Annotated in this window: 13 protein-coding genes; 6 read left to right on the top strand and 7 right to left on the bottom strand. The window is 51.9% G+C overall.

The features are described from left to right. Window positions 1–111 precede the first annotated feature (111 nt). Window positions 112–417, top strand: coding sequence for a lipopolysaccharide assembly protein LapA domain-containing protein (locus tag L1X57_RS18210; protein WP_009722714.1), 306 nt, complete (start codon window positions 112–114; stop codon window positions 415–417). Then, window positions 418–1,617: a lipopolysaccharide assembly protein LapB gene (gene lapB / locus L1X57_RS18215; RefSeq protein WP_009722713.1), complete on the top strand. Its 1,200-nt coding sequence runs from the start codon at window positions 418–420 to the stop codon at window positions 1,615–1,617. A gap of 16 nt (window positions 1,618–1,633) precedes the next feature. On the opposite strand, the gene pyrF is transcribed toward lapB, so the two are convergent. Then, window positions 1,634–2,332: an orotidine-5'-phosphate decarboxylase gene (gene pyrF / locus L1X57_RS18220; protein ID WP_039868778.1), complete on the bottom strand. Its 699-nt coding sequence runs from the start codon at window positions 2,330–2,332 to the stop codon at window positions 1,634–1,636. Window positions 2,333–2,598: 266 nt separating this feature from the next. Between pyrF and L1X57_RS18225 the strand changes: the two genes are divergently transcribed. Continuing rightward, complete coding sequence (locus tag L1X57_RS18225; RefSeq protein ID WP_009722711.1) at window positions 2,599–2,883, top strand: ComEA family DNA-binding protein; 285 nt, start codon at window positions 2,599–2,601, stop codon at window positions 2,881–2,883. Between the two features lie 188 nt (window positions 2,884–3,071). Here the strand turns inward: L1X57_RS18225 and prpF are convergent, their stop codons facing one another. From prpF to L1X57_RS18250, 5 genes are all read right to left on the bottom strand, one after another. After that, entirely contained in the window at window positions 3,072–4,250 is a 1,179-nt protein-coding gene (prpF, locus tag L1X57_RS18230; protein ID WP_009722710.1) for a 2-methylaconitate cis-trans isomerase PrpF, read from the bottom strand. 153 nt (window positions 4,251–4,403) lie between these two features. After that, window positions 4,404–7,043 (bottom strand): Fe/S-dependent 2-methylisocitrate dehydratase AcnD, encoded by a 2,640-nt coding sequence (acnD, locus tag L1X57_RS18235; protein ID WP_009722709.1) that lies wholly within the window; start codon window positions 7,041–7,043, stop codon window positions 4,404–4,406. 33 nt (window positions 7,044–7,076) lie between these two features. After that, complete coding sequence (gene prpC / locus L1X57_RS18240) at window positions 7,077–8,204, bottom strand: bifunctional 2-methylcitrate synthase/citrate synthase (RefSeq protein WP_009722708.1); 1,128 nt, start codon at window positions 8,202–8,204, stop codon at window positions 7,077–7,079. A gap of 55 nt (window positions 8,205–8,259) precedes the next feature. Further along, the gene (gene prpB / locus L1X57_RS18245) at window positions 8,260–9,159 is read right to left on the bottom strand and encodes a methylisocitrate lyase (RefSeq protein WP_009722707.1); all 900 of its coding nucleotides are present in this window, start codon (window positions 9,157–9,159) and stop codon (window positions 8,260–8,262) included. A gap of 43 nt (window positions 9,160–9,202) precedes the next feature. Beyond that, window positions 9,203–9,946 carry a GntR family transcriptional regulator gene (locus L1X57_RS18250; RefSeq protein WP_009722706.1) on the bottom strand — a complete coding sequence of 248 codons (744 nt, stop codon included), beginning with the start codon at window positions 9,944–9,946 and terminating at the stop codon, window positions 9,203–9,205. Window positions 9,947–10,196: 250 nt separating this feature from the next. On the opposite strand from L1X57_RS18250, the gene pabB reads away from it, so the two are divergent. Both pabB and L1X57_RS18260 read left to right on the top strand, forming a co-directional pair. Next, the gene (gene pabB, locus L1X57_RS18255) at window positions 10,197–11,555 is read left to right on the top strand and encodes an aminodeoxychorismate synthase component I (RefSeq protein ID WP_009722705.1); all 1,359 of its coding nucleotides are present in this window, start codon (window positions 10,197–10,199) and stop codon (window positions 11,553–11,555) included. Window positions 11,556–11,670: 115 nt separating this feature from the next. Further along, a complete protein-coding gene (locus L1X57_RS18260; RefSeq protein WP_009722704.1) occupies window positions 11,671–12,291 on the top strand; it encodes a phosphoadenosine phosphosulfate reductase domain-containing protein in 621 nt (206 codons plus the stop codon). Window positions 12,292–12,395: 104 nt separating this feature from the next. Here L1X57_RS18260 and cysB read toward each other — a convergent pair whose 3' ends face one another. Continuing rightward, the gene (gene cysB / locus L1X57_RS18265) at window positions 12,396–13,370 is read right to left on the bottom strand and encodes an HTH-type transcriptional regulator CysB (RefSeq protein ID WP_009722703.1); all 975 of its coding nucleotides are present in this window, start codon (window positions 13,368–13,370) and stop codon (window positions 12,396–12,398) included. Between the two features lie 298 nt (window positions 13,371–13,668). Here cysB and trxA point away from each other — a divergent pair, with 298 nt between their 5' ends. Beyond that, entirely contained in the window at window positions 13,669–14,052 is a 384-nt protein-coding gene (gene trxA / locus L1X57_RS18270; protein WP_009722702.1) for a thioredoxin, read from the top strand. Window positions 14,053–14,120: the final 68 nt, after the last annotated feature.

Consider the following 14,120-nt stretch of genomic DNA (forward strand, 5'->3'; position numbering starts at 1 on the left):
TTCAATAGCAAGATTAAAATGATCTGGTTATCCGACTTTATGCGGGATGACGCCGCGCCACGACTCATACACAATAGAGCCATTATGAATGTCACTGACTAGGAAACTCTCATGCGTTGGATTAAAGGGCTGATTCTGGCCGTCATATTGCTGGTTGTTCTACTGGTAGGCATTTTATTTGCCGTCAACAACCAACAAACTATTGCCTTAAACCTGATTTGGGCAGAACTGCCGCCTGTTTCACTCTCTGTATGGCTGCTAGCTACGTTAGCTCTCGGCGTTATCCTGGGCATGCTCGCCATGCTAGGTGTGTACGTACGCCTTAAAGCACAGCTGGCACGAAGCGAACGACATAACAAGCAACAGCGCAAAGAGTTAGACCGCCTACGCACTCAGGAGCTAAAGGAACTGGCTTAAATGTATGATGCCGTGCTGCTAGGCGTTCTATTGGCAGCCATTGCCATCGGCTTTGGCCTGGGTGTTCGTTATGCTTCCCGCCGCCGCCAGCGCACTCACGACTCTCGCCCCTCAGGTTTATCGAGAGAATACTTTGTCGGGCTGAATTACCTGCTCAATGAGCAGCCCGACGAAGCTATCAACACTTTCGTCAATGCATTGGATGTAAATAGCGATACCGTGGAAACCCACATCGCGTTAGGAAAGCTGTTTCGCGCACGAGGTGAAGCAGACAAAGCCGTTAGCATTCATCAAAATCTACTTGCTCGTCCTGCCCTCTCCACCAGCACTAACGAACATGTACAGCTTGAGCTAGCACGTGACTTTATGGCGTTAGGCGTTCATGACCGTGCCCAGCGAATGCTGAGAGCACTGCTGGATAAATCAGTCAATGAAATCTACCGACAGGAAGCTAAACGGCTACTGATTGATTTACTTGAGCGCGAAAAAGACTGGCAAGAAGCACTCGACGTGGTTCAATCATTGTTAAAACAACAGCCTGGTATGCGCAGACCCGCTGCTCACTGGCTATGTGAGCTCGCCCTGGAAGAGATACATCAAGCAAGTCGAGCGCTCGCCCGCAAGCACTTAAAAAAAGCACTCCAGCTTGATGAGCGATGTGTCCGCGCGACGCTATTACTGGCTGAACTGGAGATGGATAATGGGCATTACACTCGCGCTATCGAGCGCCTAAACCATATTCCCCAGCAGGATATTGCTCACATTCCCACCATGCTGCCCGCTCTTCAGCATGCTTATGAGCGTAATAACGATATTCAGGGGTTTGAAACGCATCTTTATCGGCTGCTGGGGCAAGCGCCATACACCAGCATCATTATCGCCTTAGGAGAACTCGTTCATCAAAGAGATGGCGTAGACAACGCCATTGAACGAACGGGTGAGTGGCTTAGAGAGGCGCCCAGCTTAGGCGGGCTTGACTACTTAATCGACCTTTATCATGAAAGCCAACGCTTAAGCGGAAAAACCCCGCCAGACACACGCTTACTGCTACTAAAGCATCACACCAATGCTCTTTTACAGGGCAAGTCTCGTCATCGCTGTCGCCGCTGCGGCTTTGCCAGTGACAGCCTAGCATGGCAGTGCCCTAGCTGCCGCCGCTGGGGCACTATTAAACCTATTACCGGAGTTGATGGCGAGTAACTAACCGACATTACTATCAGCCAGCCAGCTCAGCTTCTATGGCTGCTAGCGCCAGCATTGGCTCTTCCGCCTGTGTGACCGGCCGCCCAATCACTAAATGTGTACTACCCACCCGCATCGCATCGCTTGGGGTCATAATACGCTGCTGGTCATTAGCCGCAGCAAAGCTCGGCCGTATTCCTGGGGTTACCTTCAAAAAGTCGTTACCACAGAGCGACTTTATTTGCGCAGCTTCCTGGGCTGAACAAACAACACCGCCTAATCCGCTCTGCTGAGTTAATGCGGCTAAACGCAAGACATGCTCTTCTGGCGTATCATCAATGCCTGTCTCTCGTAAGTCCTCAGCTTGCATACTGGTTAGTACAGTAACAGCGATAAGATGTGTACTTAGCCCATGATCATCTAAACGCTTGGCAGCCGTTTCCATCATCTTGCGCCCACCAGAAGCATGCACATTAACCATCCATACGCCTTGCTCAGCCGCCGCCTGCACCGCGCCTGCCACCGTGTTGGGGATGTCATGAAATTTTAAATCTAAAAAAATTTCAAAACCACGACCATGCAAGGCTTCTAACACAGCAGGACCACTGCGCGTAAACAACTCTTTACCCACCTTCACCCGGCAGCGTTTAGGATCAAGTTGATCAGCCATGCATAAGGCCGAATCAAGAGAGGAATAATCCAAAGCAATAATCAAAGGGGGATCAGTAGCCACTGCGCTTAACTCCATTTTTCATTTGGCCGCATTATAACAGCCATCTCAGCCCTACGGTGTAAGCGATTAACCATTATCAGGGAGCAAAAATCTTACAAACACTATCGTTAATGTCTTACAGAACTCCTCCTATAAACGTATTAATTTAGTCATGGCAAAGGGCAGAGAAGATATGACCTAACCTTTTGCGCATGCAAACCGCCGCAATGCATAAGTGCGTACACAGGAGCGGCGACTCCAGGGAAAAACCAAAGAGGATATTAACAATGAAAATAACGTTTAAAGGACTATTGGCTGCACTATTACTGAGCTTAAGCCTAGGGGTTTCGAACCTTGCTTTGGCACAAGACATAGCGCCCATTAATGTGAATACAGCGAATGCTGAACTACTTGCGGAATTGCCTGGTGTAGGCCCAAGCCGTGCGGCCGCTATTATAGAAGAGCGCGAAAACAATGGCGCGTTTGCTAATGTAGATGACCTCACCCGCGTTAGCGGCATTGGCCCTGCTACTGTTGATCGTATGCGCGATCAAGTGGCGATTGAAGAGTAAGTCGCTAAAGAAAAGGTAAGCGTAAAACTTACATCACCATTGCTTGAAGCCGCCGCTTGGGGTAAAGCCCATGCGGCGGCGATAGCAATTAAAAATGGCACCTTATCAGATGCTACTTCAAACCGCCTCCAAGCCCCCTCTAAAGCCGACATCAACTAGTTAGAAGCTTTTTCCCATCAAGAGCTGCCTCAAAAGCTATCACCGGGTATCCGAACAGAGCCTTCCATTAACACACGTGCGCTTCGGCTCATGACGGCTTGATCAATCTGCCAACGCCCGTCTGCCAAGCTTGCTTTTGCACCTACCCGTAACGAGCCAGAAGGATGCCCAAAAGTAACCGCTTCACGCTCGTCGCCACCTGCGGCTAAATTTACTAACGTGCCTTGAATGGCTGCTGCTGCGCCGATAGCCACCGCTGCGGTACCCATCATTGCGTGGTGCAGCTTACCCATTGAAAGCGCCCTTACCACAAGATCAATGTTTTCTTCACTCACCGCTTTGCCACTGGAGGCCGTATAGCTGGCAGGTGGGGCAACGAAAGCCACTTTCGGCGTATGCTGTCGGCTGGCCGCTTCATCAACGTGCTTAATCAATCCCATACGCACCGCAGCGTGAGCGCGAATAGTCTCAAACATAGCGAGCGCTTTGGCATCGCTGTTAATCGCTTCTTGCAACTCACAGCCTGTATAGCCGATGTCCTGGGCGTTAACAAACACGGTGGGGATGCCCGCATTAATCAGTGTGGCCTTCAGAACGCCTACCCCCGGCACCTCCAAATCATCAACCAAATTGCCGGTTGGGAAAATTGCCCCTTCACCATCAGCAGGGTCCATAAAGGCCACAGGGATCTCGGCGGCAGGAAAGGTCACGCCATCTAACTCAAAATCACCGGTTTCCTGCACTTGACCATTCACAATAGGCACTTGAGAGACAATGGTTTTACTGATATTAACCTGCCAAATACGTACTTCAACGACACCGTTTTGCGGTATTTTGGCGGGATCAACTAACCCATTGGCTATCGCGTAAGGACCTACTGCTGCTGATAAGTTGCCGCAGTTGCCGCTCCAATCCACAAATGGCTTATCGATAGAGACTTGGCCAAACAGGTAGTCCACATCGTGATCCGGCGACTCACTCTTAGAAAGAATCACGGTTTTACTGGTGCTGGACGTTGCGCCCCCCATCCCATCAATCTGTTTTTCATAGGGATCAGGACTACCAATCACCCTCATCAGTAGCCTATCCCGCGCCTCACCATGCACTCTAGCCGCTTCGGGTAAATCATTTAGGGTAAAGAACACCCCTTTACTGGTGCCGCCTCGCATGTACGTAGCGGGAATACTAATTTGTGCAACATGAGACATAACTAACGCTCCCTAACCATTCTCAATGACTGTTTTCAACAACCATTCTCAATAACCGTGCTTAATAACAACATGCTGAAAAAAAGAGCCCGGCGCTTAGCGACGGGCTCTTTCAGTTATCGCCTTGGCGCTATACGTTACACGCCTGCTTGGCTACGCCGTGGTGGACTCAAGAAAGTCCTGGGCGAAACGCTGCAACACCCCGCCAGCAGAGTAAATTGTGACCTCTTCGGCGGTATCAATGCGGCAAATCACCGGCACTCGCTCAGTCGTACCGCTCTGGCGATGAATAATCAGCGTCAGCTTAGCTCCCGGCTGCGGGGCACCTTCTACGTCGAAGACTTCCGTACCGTCCAGCGCCAAGGTTTTACGTGTGGTGCCCTCTTCAAACTGCAGCGGCATCACCCCCATACCAATTAAATTGGTACGGTGAATACGCTCAAAGCCTTCAGCCACAATGGCTTCAACACCCGCCAGGGCAACGCCTTTCGCCGCCCAGTCACGCGAGGAACCCTGACCATAATCCGCACCGGCAATAATAATCAGCGGCTGTTTACGTGCCATATAGGTTTCAATGGCTTCCCACATCCGCGTCACGGTGCCTTCTGGCTCAACACGTGCCAACGACCCCTGCAGCACTTTGCCCTGCTCGTCGTGCACCATTTCATTGAACAGCTTGGGGTTGGCCAATGTCGCCCGCTGGGCGGTTAAATGGTCGCCGCGGTGGGTGGCGTAGGAGTTAAAGTCCTCTTCAGGCAGGCCCATCTTATGCAGGTACTCACCTGCCGCGCTGTCTAGCATGATTGCGTTAGAGGGCGACAAATGATCTGTGGTGATATTGTCCGGCAAAATCGCCAACGGACGCATACCTTTCAAACCACGTTCGGCAGCCATATTGCCTTCCCAGTAGGGCGGGCGACGAATATAGGTGCTCTGGGGCCGCCATTCATAAAGCGGGCTCACTTGAGTGCGGGCACTCTTGTCGAGGTCAAACATTGGGATATAGGTTTGACGGAACTGTTCTGGCTTCACTGATGCCTTCACAATCGCATCGATTTCACTATCGTCGGGCCATATATCTTTCAGCGTGACGGGGTTACCGTCATGGTCAGTACCCAGCACGTCTTTCTCAATATCAAAGCGAATAGTGCCCGCAATCGCGTAGGCAACCACTAATGGCGGCGATGCCAAAAATGCCTGCTTAGCATAGGGGTGAATGCGCCCGTCAAAGTTACGGTTACCGGAAAGTACCGCTGTGGCATATAGATCACGATCGATAATCTCTTTCTGGATCACCGGATCTAACGCCCCGGACATACCGTTACAGGTTGTACAGGCGTATGCCACGACACCAAAGCCAAGTGTTTCCAGCTCATCCATCAGCTTGGCTTCTTCCAGATACATCTTGACAGTTTTTGACCCCGGCGCTAGCGACGACTTAACCCATGGTTTGCGGGTTAACCCCAAGCGGTTAGCATTACGAGCAATTAAGCCAGCTGCTACCATGTTGCGCGGGTTAGAGGTATTCGTGCAGCTGGTAATGGCGGCGATGATGACTGCGCCATCCGGCATTCTGCCCGCTTGCTCGTCGGCCCGCGCTTTATCCAGGTCGATCGCGATACCGCGCTGGGCTAGCTCCGAGGTAGGCAAATGCGCATGGGGGTTGGAAGGCCCTGCCAAGGTGCGAGCAACGCTAGAAAGATCAAAGCGCAGTATCCGCCCGTACTCGGCAGTTTTTAAACTATCGGCCCACAACCCTGTGTGCTTGGCATAGGCTTCGACAAGAGCAACCTGCTCATCCTCACGCCCCGTGAGCTTGAGGTAATCAATGGTTTGGTTATCGATGTAGAACATCGCCGCCGTAGCACCGTACTCAGGCGTCATGTTGGAAATGGTCGCCCGATCACCAACAGTTAACGCATCGGCACCTTCACCGTAAAACTCCAGGTAGGCACCTACAACGCGCTCTTTACGAAGAAACTCGGTAATCGCCAACACCATATCGGTGCTGGTAATGCCCGGCTGCAGTTTGCCGGAGAGTTCTACACCGACGATATCCGGCAGGCGCATCATCGAAGCACGGCCCAGCATTACGCTTTCGGCTTCAAGACCGCCCACACCGACGGAAATGACGCCAAGCGCATCGACCATTGGCGTGTGGCTATCGGTGCCTACGCAGGTATCTGGGTAAGCAATACGCACGCCTTGTTCATCAGGGCGGCACTGCACCACCGGTGACATTTTCTCCAGATTGATCTGGTGCATAATGCCGTTGCCCGGTGGAATCACATCGACGTTCTCAAAAGCCACTTTGGTCCAGTTAATGAAATGGAAGCGGTCATCGTTACGGCGATCTTCCACCTGGCGGTTTTTCTCGAAAGCGTCTTCCTCGAACCCTGCGTGCTCAACAGCCAATGAGTGATCAACGATCAGCTGCGTAGGCACCACAGGATTCACTTTCGCCGGGTCACCGCCCTTCTCAGCGATGGCATCCCGTAGACCAGCGAGGTCGACTAACGCGGTTTGCCCCAGGATGTCATGACACACAACGCGTGCTGGGTACCAAGGAAAATCCAAGTCTTGTTTACGTTCAATCAGCTGCTTTAGGGCATCGGTTAGCAACGCTGGGTCGCAGCGGCGAACCAGCTGCTCGGCCAACACCCTGGAAGTATAGGGCAGCGTCGCGTAGGCGCCGGGCTTGATATCTTCAACGGCTTGCTGCGCATCGAAGAAATCTACCGGGGCACCCTCTGCCGTCACGCCTGGCAGCGGCTTGCGATAATTCGTGTTCATAATGCCTCTCACTTAATCACGGCCCGTTAAGGGTTAGTCACGCGCTTCGATGGGCACCCACTCGCTCTTCTCAGGACCAGTGTAGTCGGCGCTGGGGCGAATAATGCGGTTATTGGCGCGCTGCTCGAATACGTGGGCTGCCCAGCCTGTCAAACGGGACATCACGAAGATCGGCGTAAACAGCTTGGTCGGAATATCCATGAAGTGGTAAGCACTGGCATGGAAGAAGTCCGCGTTGCAGAATAGTTTCTTCTCACGCCACATGACTTCTTCACAGCGCACAGAAACGGGGTAAAGCACGCTGTCGCCTACGTCATCGGCAAGCTTCTGCGACCACTCTTTGATGATTTCATTACGCGGGTCAGACTCGCGGTAAATCGCATGGCCAAAGCCCATGATCTTCTCTTTGCGCTCAAGCATACCGAGCATTTCGCGCTCGGCTTCTTCCGGCGATGCCCAGTTCTCGATCATTGCCATGGCCGCTTCATTAGCACCGCCGTGCAGCGGGCCACGTAGTGAACCAATCGCACCGGTGACACAAGAGTGCATGTCAGAAAGCGTCGAGGCGCAAACCCGCGCCGTAAACGTTGAGGCATTGAACTCATGCTCGGCGTATAGAATCAACGATACGTTCATTACCCGCGCATGTAACTCAGAAGCAGGCTCACCGCGCAGCATATGTAGGAAGTGGCCGCCTACAGAGGCATCGTCAGTTTCGGTATCAATGCGAACGCCGTCGTGGCTGAAACGGTACCAGTAGCAAATAATCGAAGGCAGCACCGCTAACAGGCGATCGGAAACATCCTGCTGCTGGTCAAAGCTCTCTTCAGTTTCCAGGTTACCCAGCATGGAGGTACCGGTGCGCATAACATCCATCGGATGCGCATCTTTGGGAATTTGCTCCAGCACGGATTTCAGGGCATCGGGCAAACCACGCAGCCCCTTTAGCTTGGTGATGTAGCCATCAAGCTCGGCTTGGTTAGGCAGCTTGCCTTTCAGTAACAAATACGCGACTTCTTCAAACTTTGCCTTCTCGGCCAACTCTTTAATATCAAAACCACGGTAGGTTAATCCGGAACCCGTTTTACCCACCGTACACAGCGCTGTGGTACCAGCGCTTTGTCCACGGAGTCCTGCGCTGTTTTGCGGTTTATCAGCCATGTCGTGTCTCCTGTCAGCTTTTTTTATATGTTTTAGTAATTGATGGTGTTAACGGCTATTCAGCGTCTTTCTGCTCGGCAAATAGCGCGTCGAGCTTTTGCTCAAAATCGTGATAGTTCAAAAAGTCGTACAGCTCATCGCGGGTCTGCATGGTATCGACCACCTCTTTTTGATGACCGTTATCCAAAATGCTCTGATACACCTTTAAGGCGGCAGCATTCATGGCTCGGAAGGCGGAGAGCGGATAGAGCACCATGCGACAGCCCACCTCACCCAGCTCCTGCTGAGAGAACAGCGGAGTCGCACCAAATTCAGTGATATTGGCCAGAATTGGCGCATTTACGCGCGAACAGAACGCACGATAATCATCCAGCGTGTGTACGGCTTCGGCGAAGATCGCATCTGCCCCTGCTTCTACGCAGGCATTAGCGCGCTCGATGGCAGCGTCTAAGCCCTCTTTCTGGAACGCGTCGGTACGCGCAATCAGATAAAAATCAGGATCTAATTTGGCATCTGCTGCGGCCTTAATGCGGTCAACCATTTCCTGCTGGGACACAATGGCTTTATTCGGGCGATGGCCGCAGCGCTTCTGAGCTACTTGGTCTTCCAAGTGAACAGCAGCAACGCCTGCGCGCTGCATCTCTTTAACGGTACGCGAAATATTAAAAGCACCGCCCCAGCCTGTATCAATATCTACCAGCAGCGGAAGATCAGTAGCACCGCAGATACGATGCGCATCTTCCACCACGTCGTTCATACTGGTCATACCCAAGTCCGGCAAGCCGAAAGAAGCGTTAGCCACGCCGCCGCCCGACAGATAAATCGCTTGATGTCCGACTCGCTCGGCCATCATCGCGGTATACGCGTTAATCGTGCCTAGAATCGGTAGTGGGCGGTTCGTTTCTAGCGCAGCACGAAAGCGAGCACCTGGCGTGAGAGTAGATGAAGTGGACATTGGCGTTGCTCCTTTAGAAGGCTTAACGGATAGGCGTATCGAACTAATCCGCTGATGACGTTGTTTGCTGTTCAAGAACAGCGGCGTAGCGGTCGGCGACGTTTGCACGGGAAGCACTGACGTGGCGTCGCATCAGCAACTCAGCAAGCTCGGCATCACCGGCTTCAATGGCATCCACAATGCGATGATGCTCGACAAAGGCGAGTTGTGGCCGCTTACCGCTGGCGCTGAACTGGGTACGGTAAAGACGTACTAAGTAGTAGAGATCATCGCAAAGCAGGTTCATCAGCATTTTGTTGTGGCTGCCTTGAACAATCCGATAATGGAAGTCGAGATCGCCTTCGCGCTGGTAGTAAGCTTCGCCACGTTTGAGGTCTGCCTGCCCTTCATGGAGCGCAAGCACCTCTCGCAGCCCCTTGATCTCTTCGGCAGACATATGTTCGGCAGCCAAGCGTGCTGCCATGCTCTCAAGCGCTTCGCGCACATCAAAAAGCTCAAGCAGCTCTTTCATAGAGAGCTTGACGACTCGAGCGCCAACGTGGGGAACACGTTCAATTAGGCGGTGCGCCTCTAAACGCCGCATGGCTTCGCGCAACGGTCCGCGAGAAATACCGTACGTTTTAGAAAGTCCCGGCTCGGTAATTTTGCTGCCCGGCGCCAGCTCTCCACGTACAATAGCGTCTTGAAGCTGATGAAAGACCCGCTCAGCCAGCGTTCGGACTTCTGGAGAGACCTGATCATTGGGCGAATCAGCTGTAGAACGAGAAAGAGTAGCAAGTGAGGTCATGGCTAATTGTCGACAATTATGGGGTAGGAGAACTTTAGCCCGCCACATTTGTGCCGTCAACTAGTCAAAATGGTCGATTTTATTCACCTTTCGTGTAACCCCGCTATTTATCCCTGGGCCAATGTCAACAATCCACCTTTTCGTTAAACATATTTCACCTATCGTGAGAAAGACGTCAGTGGTTGGCACTGGTGTCATCAATTAACGACCTCTAGAATGCGTTGCCTTCCATTGGCCTGGCGTTTGCTTCATGACATCGGCGTTGACCATTAAAGCCCTACCCTACTCTCCTGATCCACTGGAGACCTTTGCTCACCTGCGAAAACGTCATGGTGCAGTGTTACTTGATAGCGGCCGCCCATCAGCGAACGGGCGCTACGACATCATGAGTAGTGACCCACTAGCCACGCTAGAAGTCATGCCTGACGGCCAAACCAACTTCACGTCAGCGCAGCTTGAACTTCCGTCGGCACTTACTGGAGATATGACCGCCCAGCAGCAATGGATGCTTGAGCAGCTACCCAGCGCAGATTTATCTAGCGAGCTACCGTTTTTGGGCGGCCTGATTGGCTACTGGAGTTACGATCTAGGGCGCAATAATCTGGCGATTCCCAGCCGCCACCCCAGTGTTACTAATCTACCTTTAGCTCGTCTGGGGCTTTACGACTGGTGCATTACCTTTGATCACGAAATGCAGACTTCATGGCTCATCGCGTCAACGAGGCGCCAACAGCAAGTTCTGCAGTGGCTTGCTCACCCACCTGCCAGCCTTGATAAAAACTTTCAATTAATCAGCCCCTTCCAGGGTGAGCTTAGCCAAGCGGATTACACCGAACGTTTTAATGCTGTTCAGCGCTACATTCGCGCTGGCGATTGCTATCAAATCAATCTTGCTCAGCGGTTTACAGCGCGCTACGAAGGCGATGAATGGCAGGCTTATCTACGCTTACGCAAGGCAACGCCGACGCCCTTCTCGGGCTTCATGGCATGGGGAAACCAAGCAGTGCTCTCACTTTCCCCAGAACGCTTTATCCAGTGTAGAGACGGGCTGGTAGAAACGCGTCCAATCAAAGGCACAAGGCCAAGGGGTAAGTCGTCGGAAGAGGATATCGCCCTAGCAGAACAGCTATTAAGCAGCACCAAAGATCGCGCGGAAAATGTCATGATTGTGGATTTGCTACGCAATGACTTAGGCCGAGTATGCGCGCCAGGATCTATTCGTGTACCACAGTTATGTCAGTTAGAGAGCTACCCCAACGTGCATCATTTGGTAAGCGTTGTTCAAGGCCAGCTTGCTAAGCACCGTTCGCCATTGTCTTTGCTGACAGCAGCGTTTCCTGGCGGTTCTATTACTGGCGCGCCAAAAATACGTGCCATGCAAATTATCGACGAGCTAGAGCCTTGCCAGCGCAGTGTCTATTGCGGAAGCCTAGGCTACATCGATAAACGGGGCAGCATGGACACATCGATTGCGATACGCACCATGGTGGCAGATGCAGGCAAGCTGCATGTTTGGGGCGGAGGTGGATTAGTAGCCGACTCTAAGGCAGACGAGGAATACACGGAAACACTGGATAAAATCTGTCATCTCATTGGCGCTTTGGAATAAATAACAAAATTCTTAAATCAAAAAGGAATATAAAAGCCAAACCAAACGGTATTGGGGCTAAGCCCCTTCCCTTTGATAGCCTAGTGTCATACTCGACCTTATGACAGGAGGCAACATGTCTTCAGCGCTTGACAGCATTAACCGTGATTTCGCCAATAATCCCCAGGGCCTAATTGAATGGGCATTTAGCCAAGGTGAGCGCCCTATTTGCACGACTAACTTTCGTCCGTTTGAGGCGGTGATCCTTCACATGGTGACCCAGGTACGTCCAGACACACCTATCGTGTGGATGGACAGCGGCTACAACACTGAAGCCACCTACCAATTTGCCGATGCATTGATTCAACGGCTGAACCTGAACATGGTGAGCTTTATTCCTAAGCGAACCCGCGCTCACCGTGAAGCGCTAGAAGGGCCAATGCCCAGCATTGACGACCCACGTCACGCGGCTTTTACCCAAGAAGTGAAAATTGAGCCGTTTGAGCGTGCCCTGCGGGAAATGCAGCCAGATATTTGGTTCACCGCCCTGCGGGCAGAGGACACACCAGAGCGGGCTAAAATGCAGCCAGCCAGCCGCAACAGCGATGGCCTGTTAAAAGTCGCCCCGCTGCTGCAGTGGACAGCAAAAGATATGTACTACTACCTTGAGGCTCACGACCTGCCTAACAACTTCGACTACTTCGACCCCACCAAGGTGGAAGATAAACGTGAGTGCGGCCTGCATTTACAGCACTGATATAGAACCCACAGTACTGATAACACACTGTACTGGCATAGAGCGGTGAATAGCGCCCTGATATTAGTTTCAAGCGCTATTCATCGCCTACCCGATTGTTGTTCCTAATGTTCAGGAAGCTCTACCCCCTCAAACAGCTCATGCTCAAAGCGTGGGCCAGCCAACAAGGCTTCATCTACCAAGTCCCGGGTGAGATGAGGCGCAAAGCGTGCTAGGAAATCGTACATATAGCCACGCATAAAGGTGCCACGGCGGATACCAATTTTGGTCGTAGAGCTAGCAAACAGATGACTTGCATCCAGTGCTACCAAGTCTTCATCTAACACTGGATCAACCGCCATATGGGCAACGATACCAACGCCCATTCCCAGCCGCACATAGGTTTTAATCACGTCGGCATCGGCAGCCGTTAACACCACATTCGGCGTAAGCCCCTGCGCCTTAAACGCATCATCTAACTGCGAGCGGCCGGTAAACCCAAACACATAAGTAACAAGCGGATGTTCAGCGAGCGCTTGAAGGGTCAGCGGCTTATTAATCAATGCCAGCGGGTGATCTTTAGGTACTAAAACGCAACGATTCCAGCGGTAGCAAGGTAGTAACACTAAGTCGGTGAACAGTTCTAGTGACTCTGTGGCAATCGCAAAATCGGCCTGACCTTCGCTAACCATCTGGGCAATTTGCTTTGGTGTGCCCTGCTGCATATGTAGTGCAACATCGGGGTACTTAAGCGTAAACTCACTAATGATAGGAGGCAGCGCATAGCGTGCCTGAGTGTGAGTAGTCGCAATCGACAAGCTACCCCGACGCTCATCGCTGTGCTCTTGGGCGACTTGTTTGATGTTTTCTGTCAGCTTCAACACCTGACCTGCCAGCTCAATGATTGACAGCCCCGCTGGGGTTACGCGGGTAAGATGTTTTCCGCTGCGTGCAAAAATCTCAACGCCTAGCTCATCTTCAAGCAAGCGTATTTGCTTGGAAATACCCGGCTGCGAGGTAAACAAACTCTGCGCGGTTGCTGACACATTCAGGTTATGTCGATTGACTTCCCAGATATAGCGAAGTTGCTGTAGCTTCATATCCTCACCTTATTATCTATGCAGGAAGCACGTTAAAGCGCATCCTCGCGCCGCTGCCGACTTGCCCCACCCGCGAAGTACTTAGAGGTGAAGTACTTGGGGGTGACACGCCTCATGCACACAATTTTGAATAAAAAATCATCTTATAATTCACTTATAGTATAAAAAATAGGCGTTACGAACACCCCTTAATTTTTCATCACTGCTGTCAAAACGTCATAGGAAATTTGCCAGCACCTTCTGCGCCCGCTAACATCTGCCAACTTGGCGCGGTGAAAGTGCGCTAGTAAAACGCGTAATGACCGTTGCTCCATTTGAGGCAACGAAACAGCAAGAGCAACGCAAACGGGAGAAACAAATGGCTAACAATGTTGATGTCACCAACGCCAATTTTGAGCAAGAAGTCCTCAACGCCGAACAGCCAGTCCTGCTGAAGTTTTGGGCCCCCTGGTGCGGTCCCTGTAAAGTAATGGCACCTGTGGTTGATGAAGTTGCTGCCGAACGTGGTGATAATCTGAAAGTGGTTAGCGTGAACGTTGACGATGCGCCTGAAATTGCTGCAGAGCAAGGTGTACGCGGTGTTCCGACAGTGATGCTATTTAAGTCCGGCACGAAAGTGGCTTCGCTGGTAGGTGCTCAGTCTAAATCTCAGCTGACCCAATTTATCGATCAAAACGCCTAACCCGCGCTAAAAGTTACCGCTGGCATTGACTGCCAGCGGTAACTTTCTGCACTCCCATCCCAAACGCC

The organism is Halomonas sp. TD01 (assembly GCF_923868895.1).
In the GTDB taxonomy this organism is placed as follows: Bacteria; Pseudomonadota; Gammaproteobacteria; order Pseudomonadales; family Halomonadaceae; genus Vreelandella.

Bases quoted from the DNA above. Each gene is read 5' to 3' on its own strand.
- L1X57_RS18210 (WP_009722714.1), top strand. From the start codon at position 112: ATGCGTTGGATTAAAGGGCTGATTCTGGCCGTCATATTGCTGGTTGTT.
- lapB (WP_009722713.1), top strand. From the start codon at position 418: ATGTATGATGCCGTGCTGCTAGGCGTTCTATTGGCAGCCATTGCCATC.
- L1X57_RS18225 (WP_009722711.1), top strand. From the start codon at position 2,599: ATGAAAATAACGTTTAAAGGACTATTGGCTGCACTATTACTGAGCTTA.
- prpF (WP_009722710.1), bottom strand. From the start codon at position 4,250: ATGTCTCATGTTGCACAAATTAGTATTCCCGCTACGTACATGCGAGGC.
- acnD (WP_009722709.1), bottom strand. From the start codon at position 7,043: ATGAACACGAATTATCGCAAGCCGCTGCCAGGCGTGACGGCAGAGGGT.
- prpC (WP_009722708.1), bottom strand. From the start codon at position 8,204: ATGGCTGATAAACCGCAAAACAGCGCAGGACTCCGTGGACAAAGCGCT.
- prpB (WP_009722707.1), bottom strand. From the start codon at position 9,159: ATGTCCACTTCATCTACTCTCACGCCAGGTGCTCGCTTTCGTGCTGCG.
- L1X57_RS18250 (WP_009722706.1), bottom strand. From the start codon at position 9,946: ATGACCTCACTTGCTACTCTTTCTCGTTCTACAGCTGATTCGCCCAAT.
- pabB (WP_009722705.1), top strand. From the start codon at position 10,197: ATGACATCGGCGTTGACCATTAAAGCCCTACCCTACTCTCCTGATCCA.
- L1X57_RS18260 (WP_009722704.1), top strand. From the start codon at position 11,671: ATGTCTTCAGCGCTTGACAGCATTAACCGTGATTTCGCCAATAATCCC.
- cysB (WP_009722703.1), bottom strand. From the start codon at position 13,370: ATGAAGCTACAGCAACTTCGCTATATCTGGGAAGTCAATCGACATAAC.
- trxA (WP_009722702.1), top strand. From the start codon at position 13,669: ATGACCGTTGCTCCATTTGAGGCAACGAAACAGCAAGAGCAACGCAAA.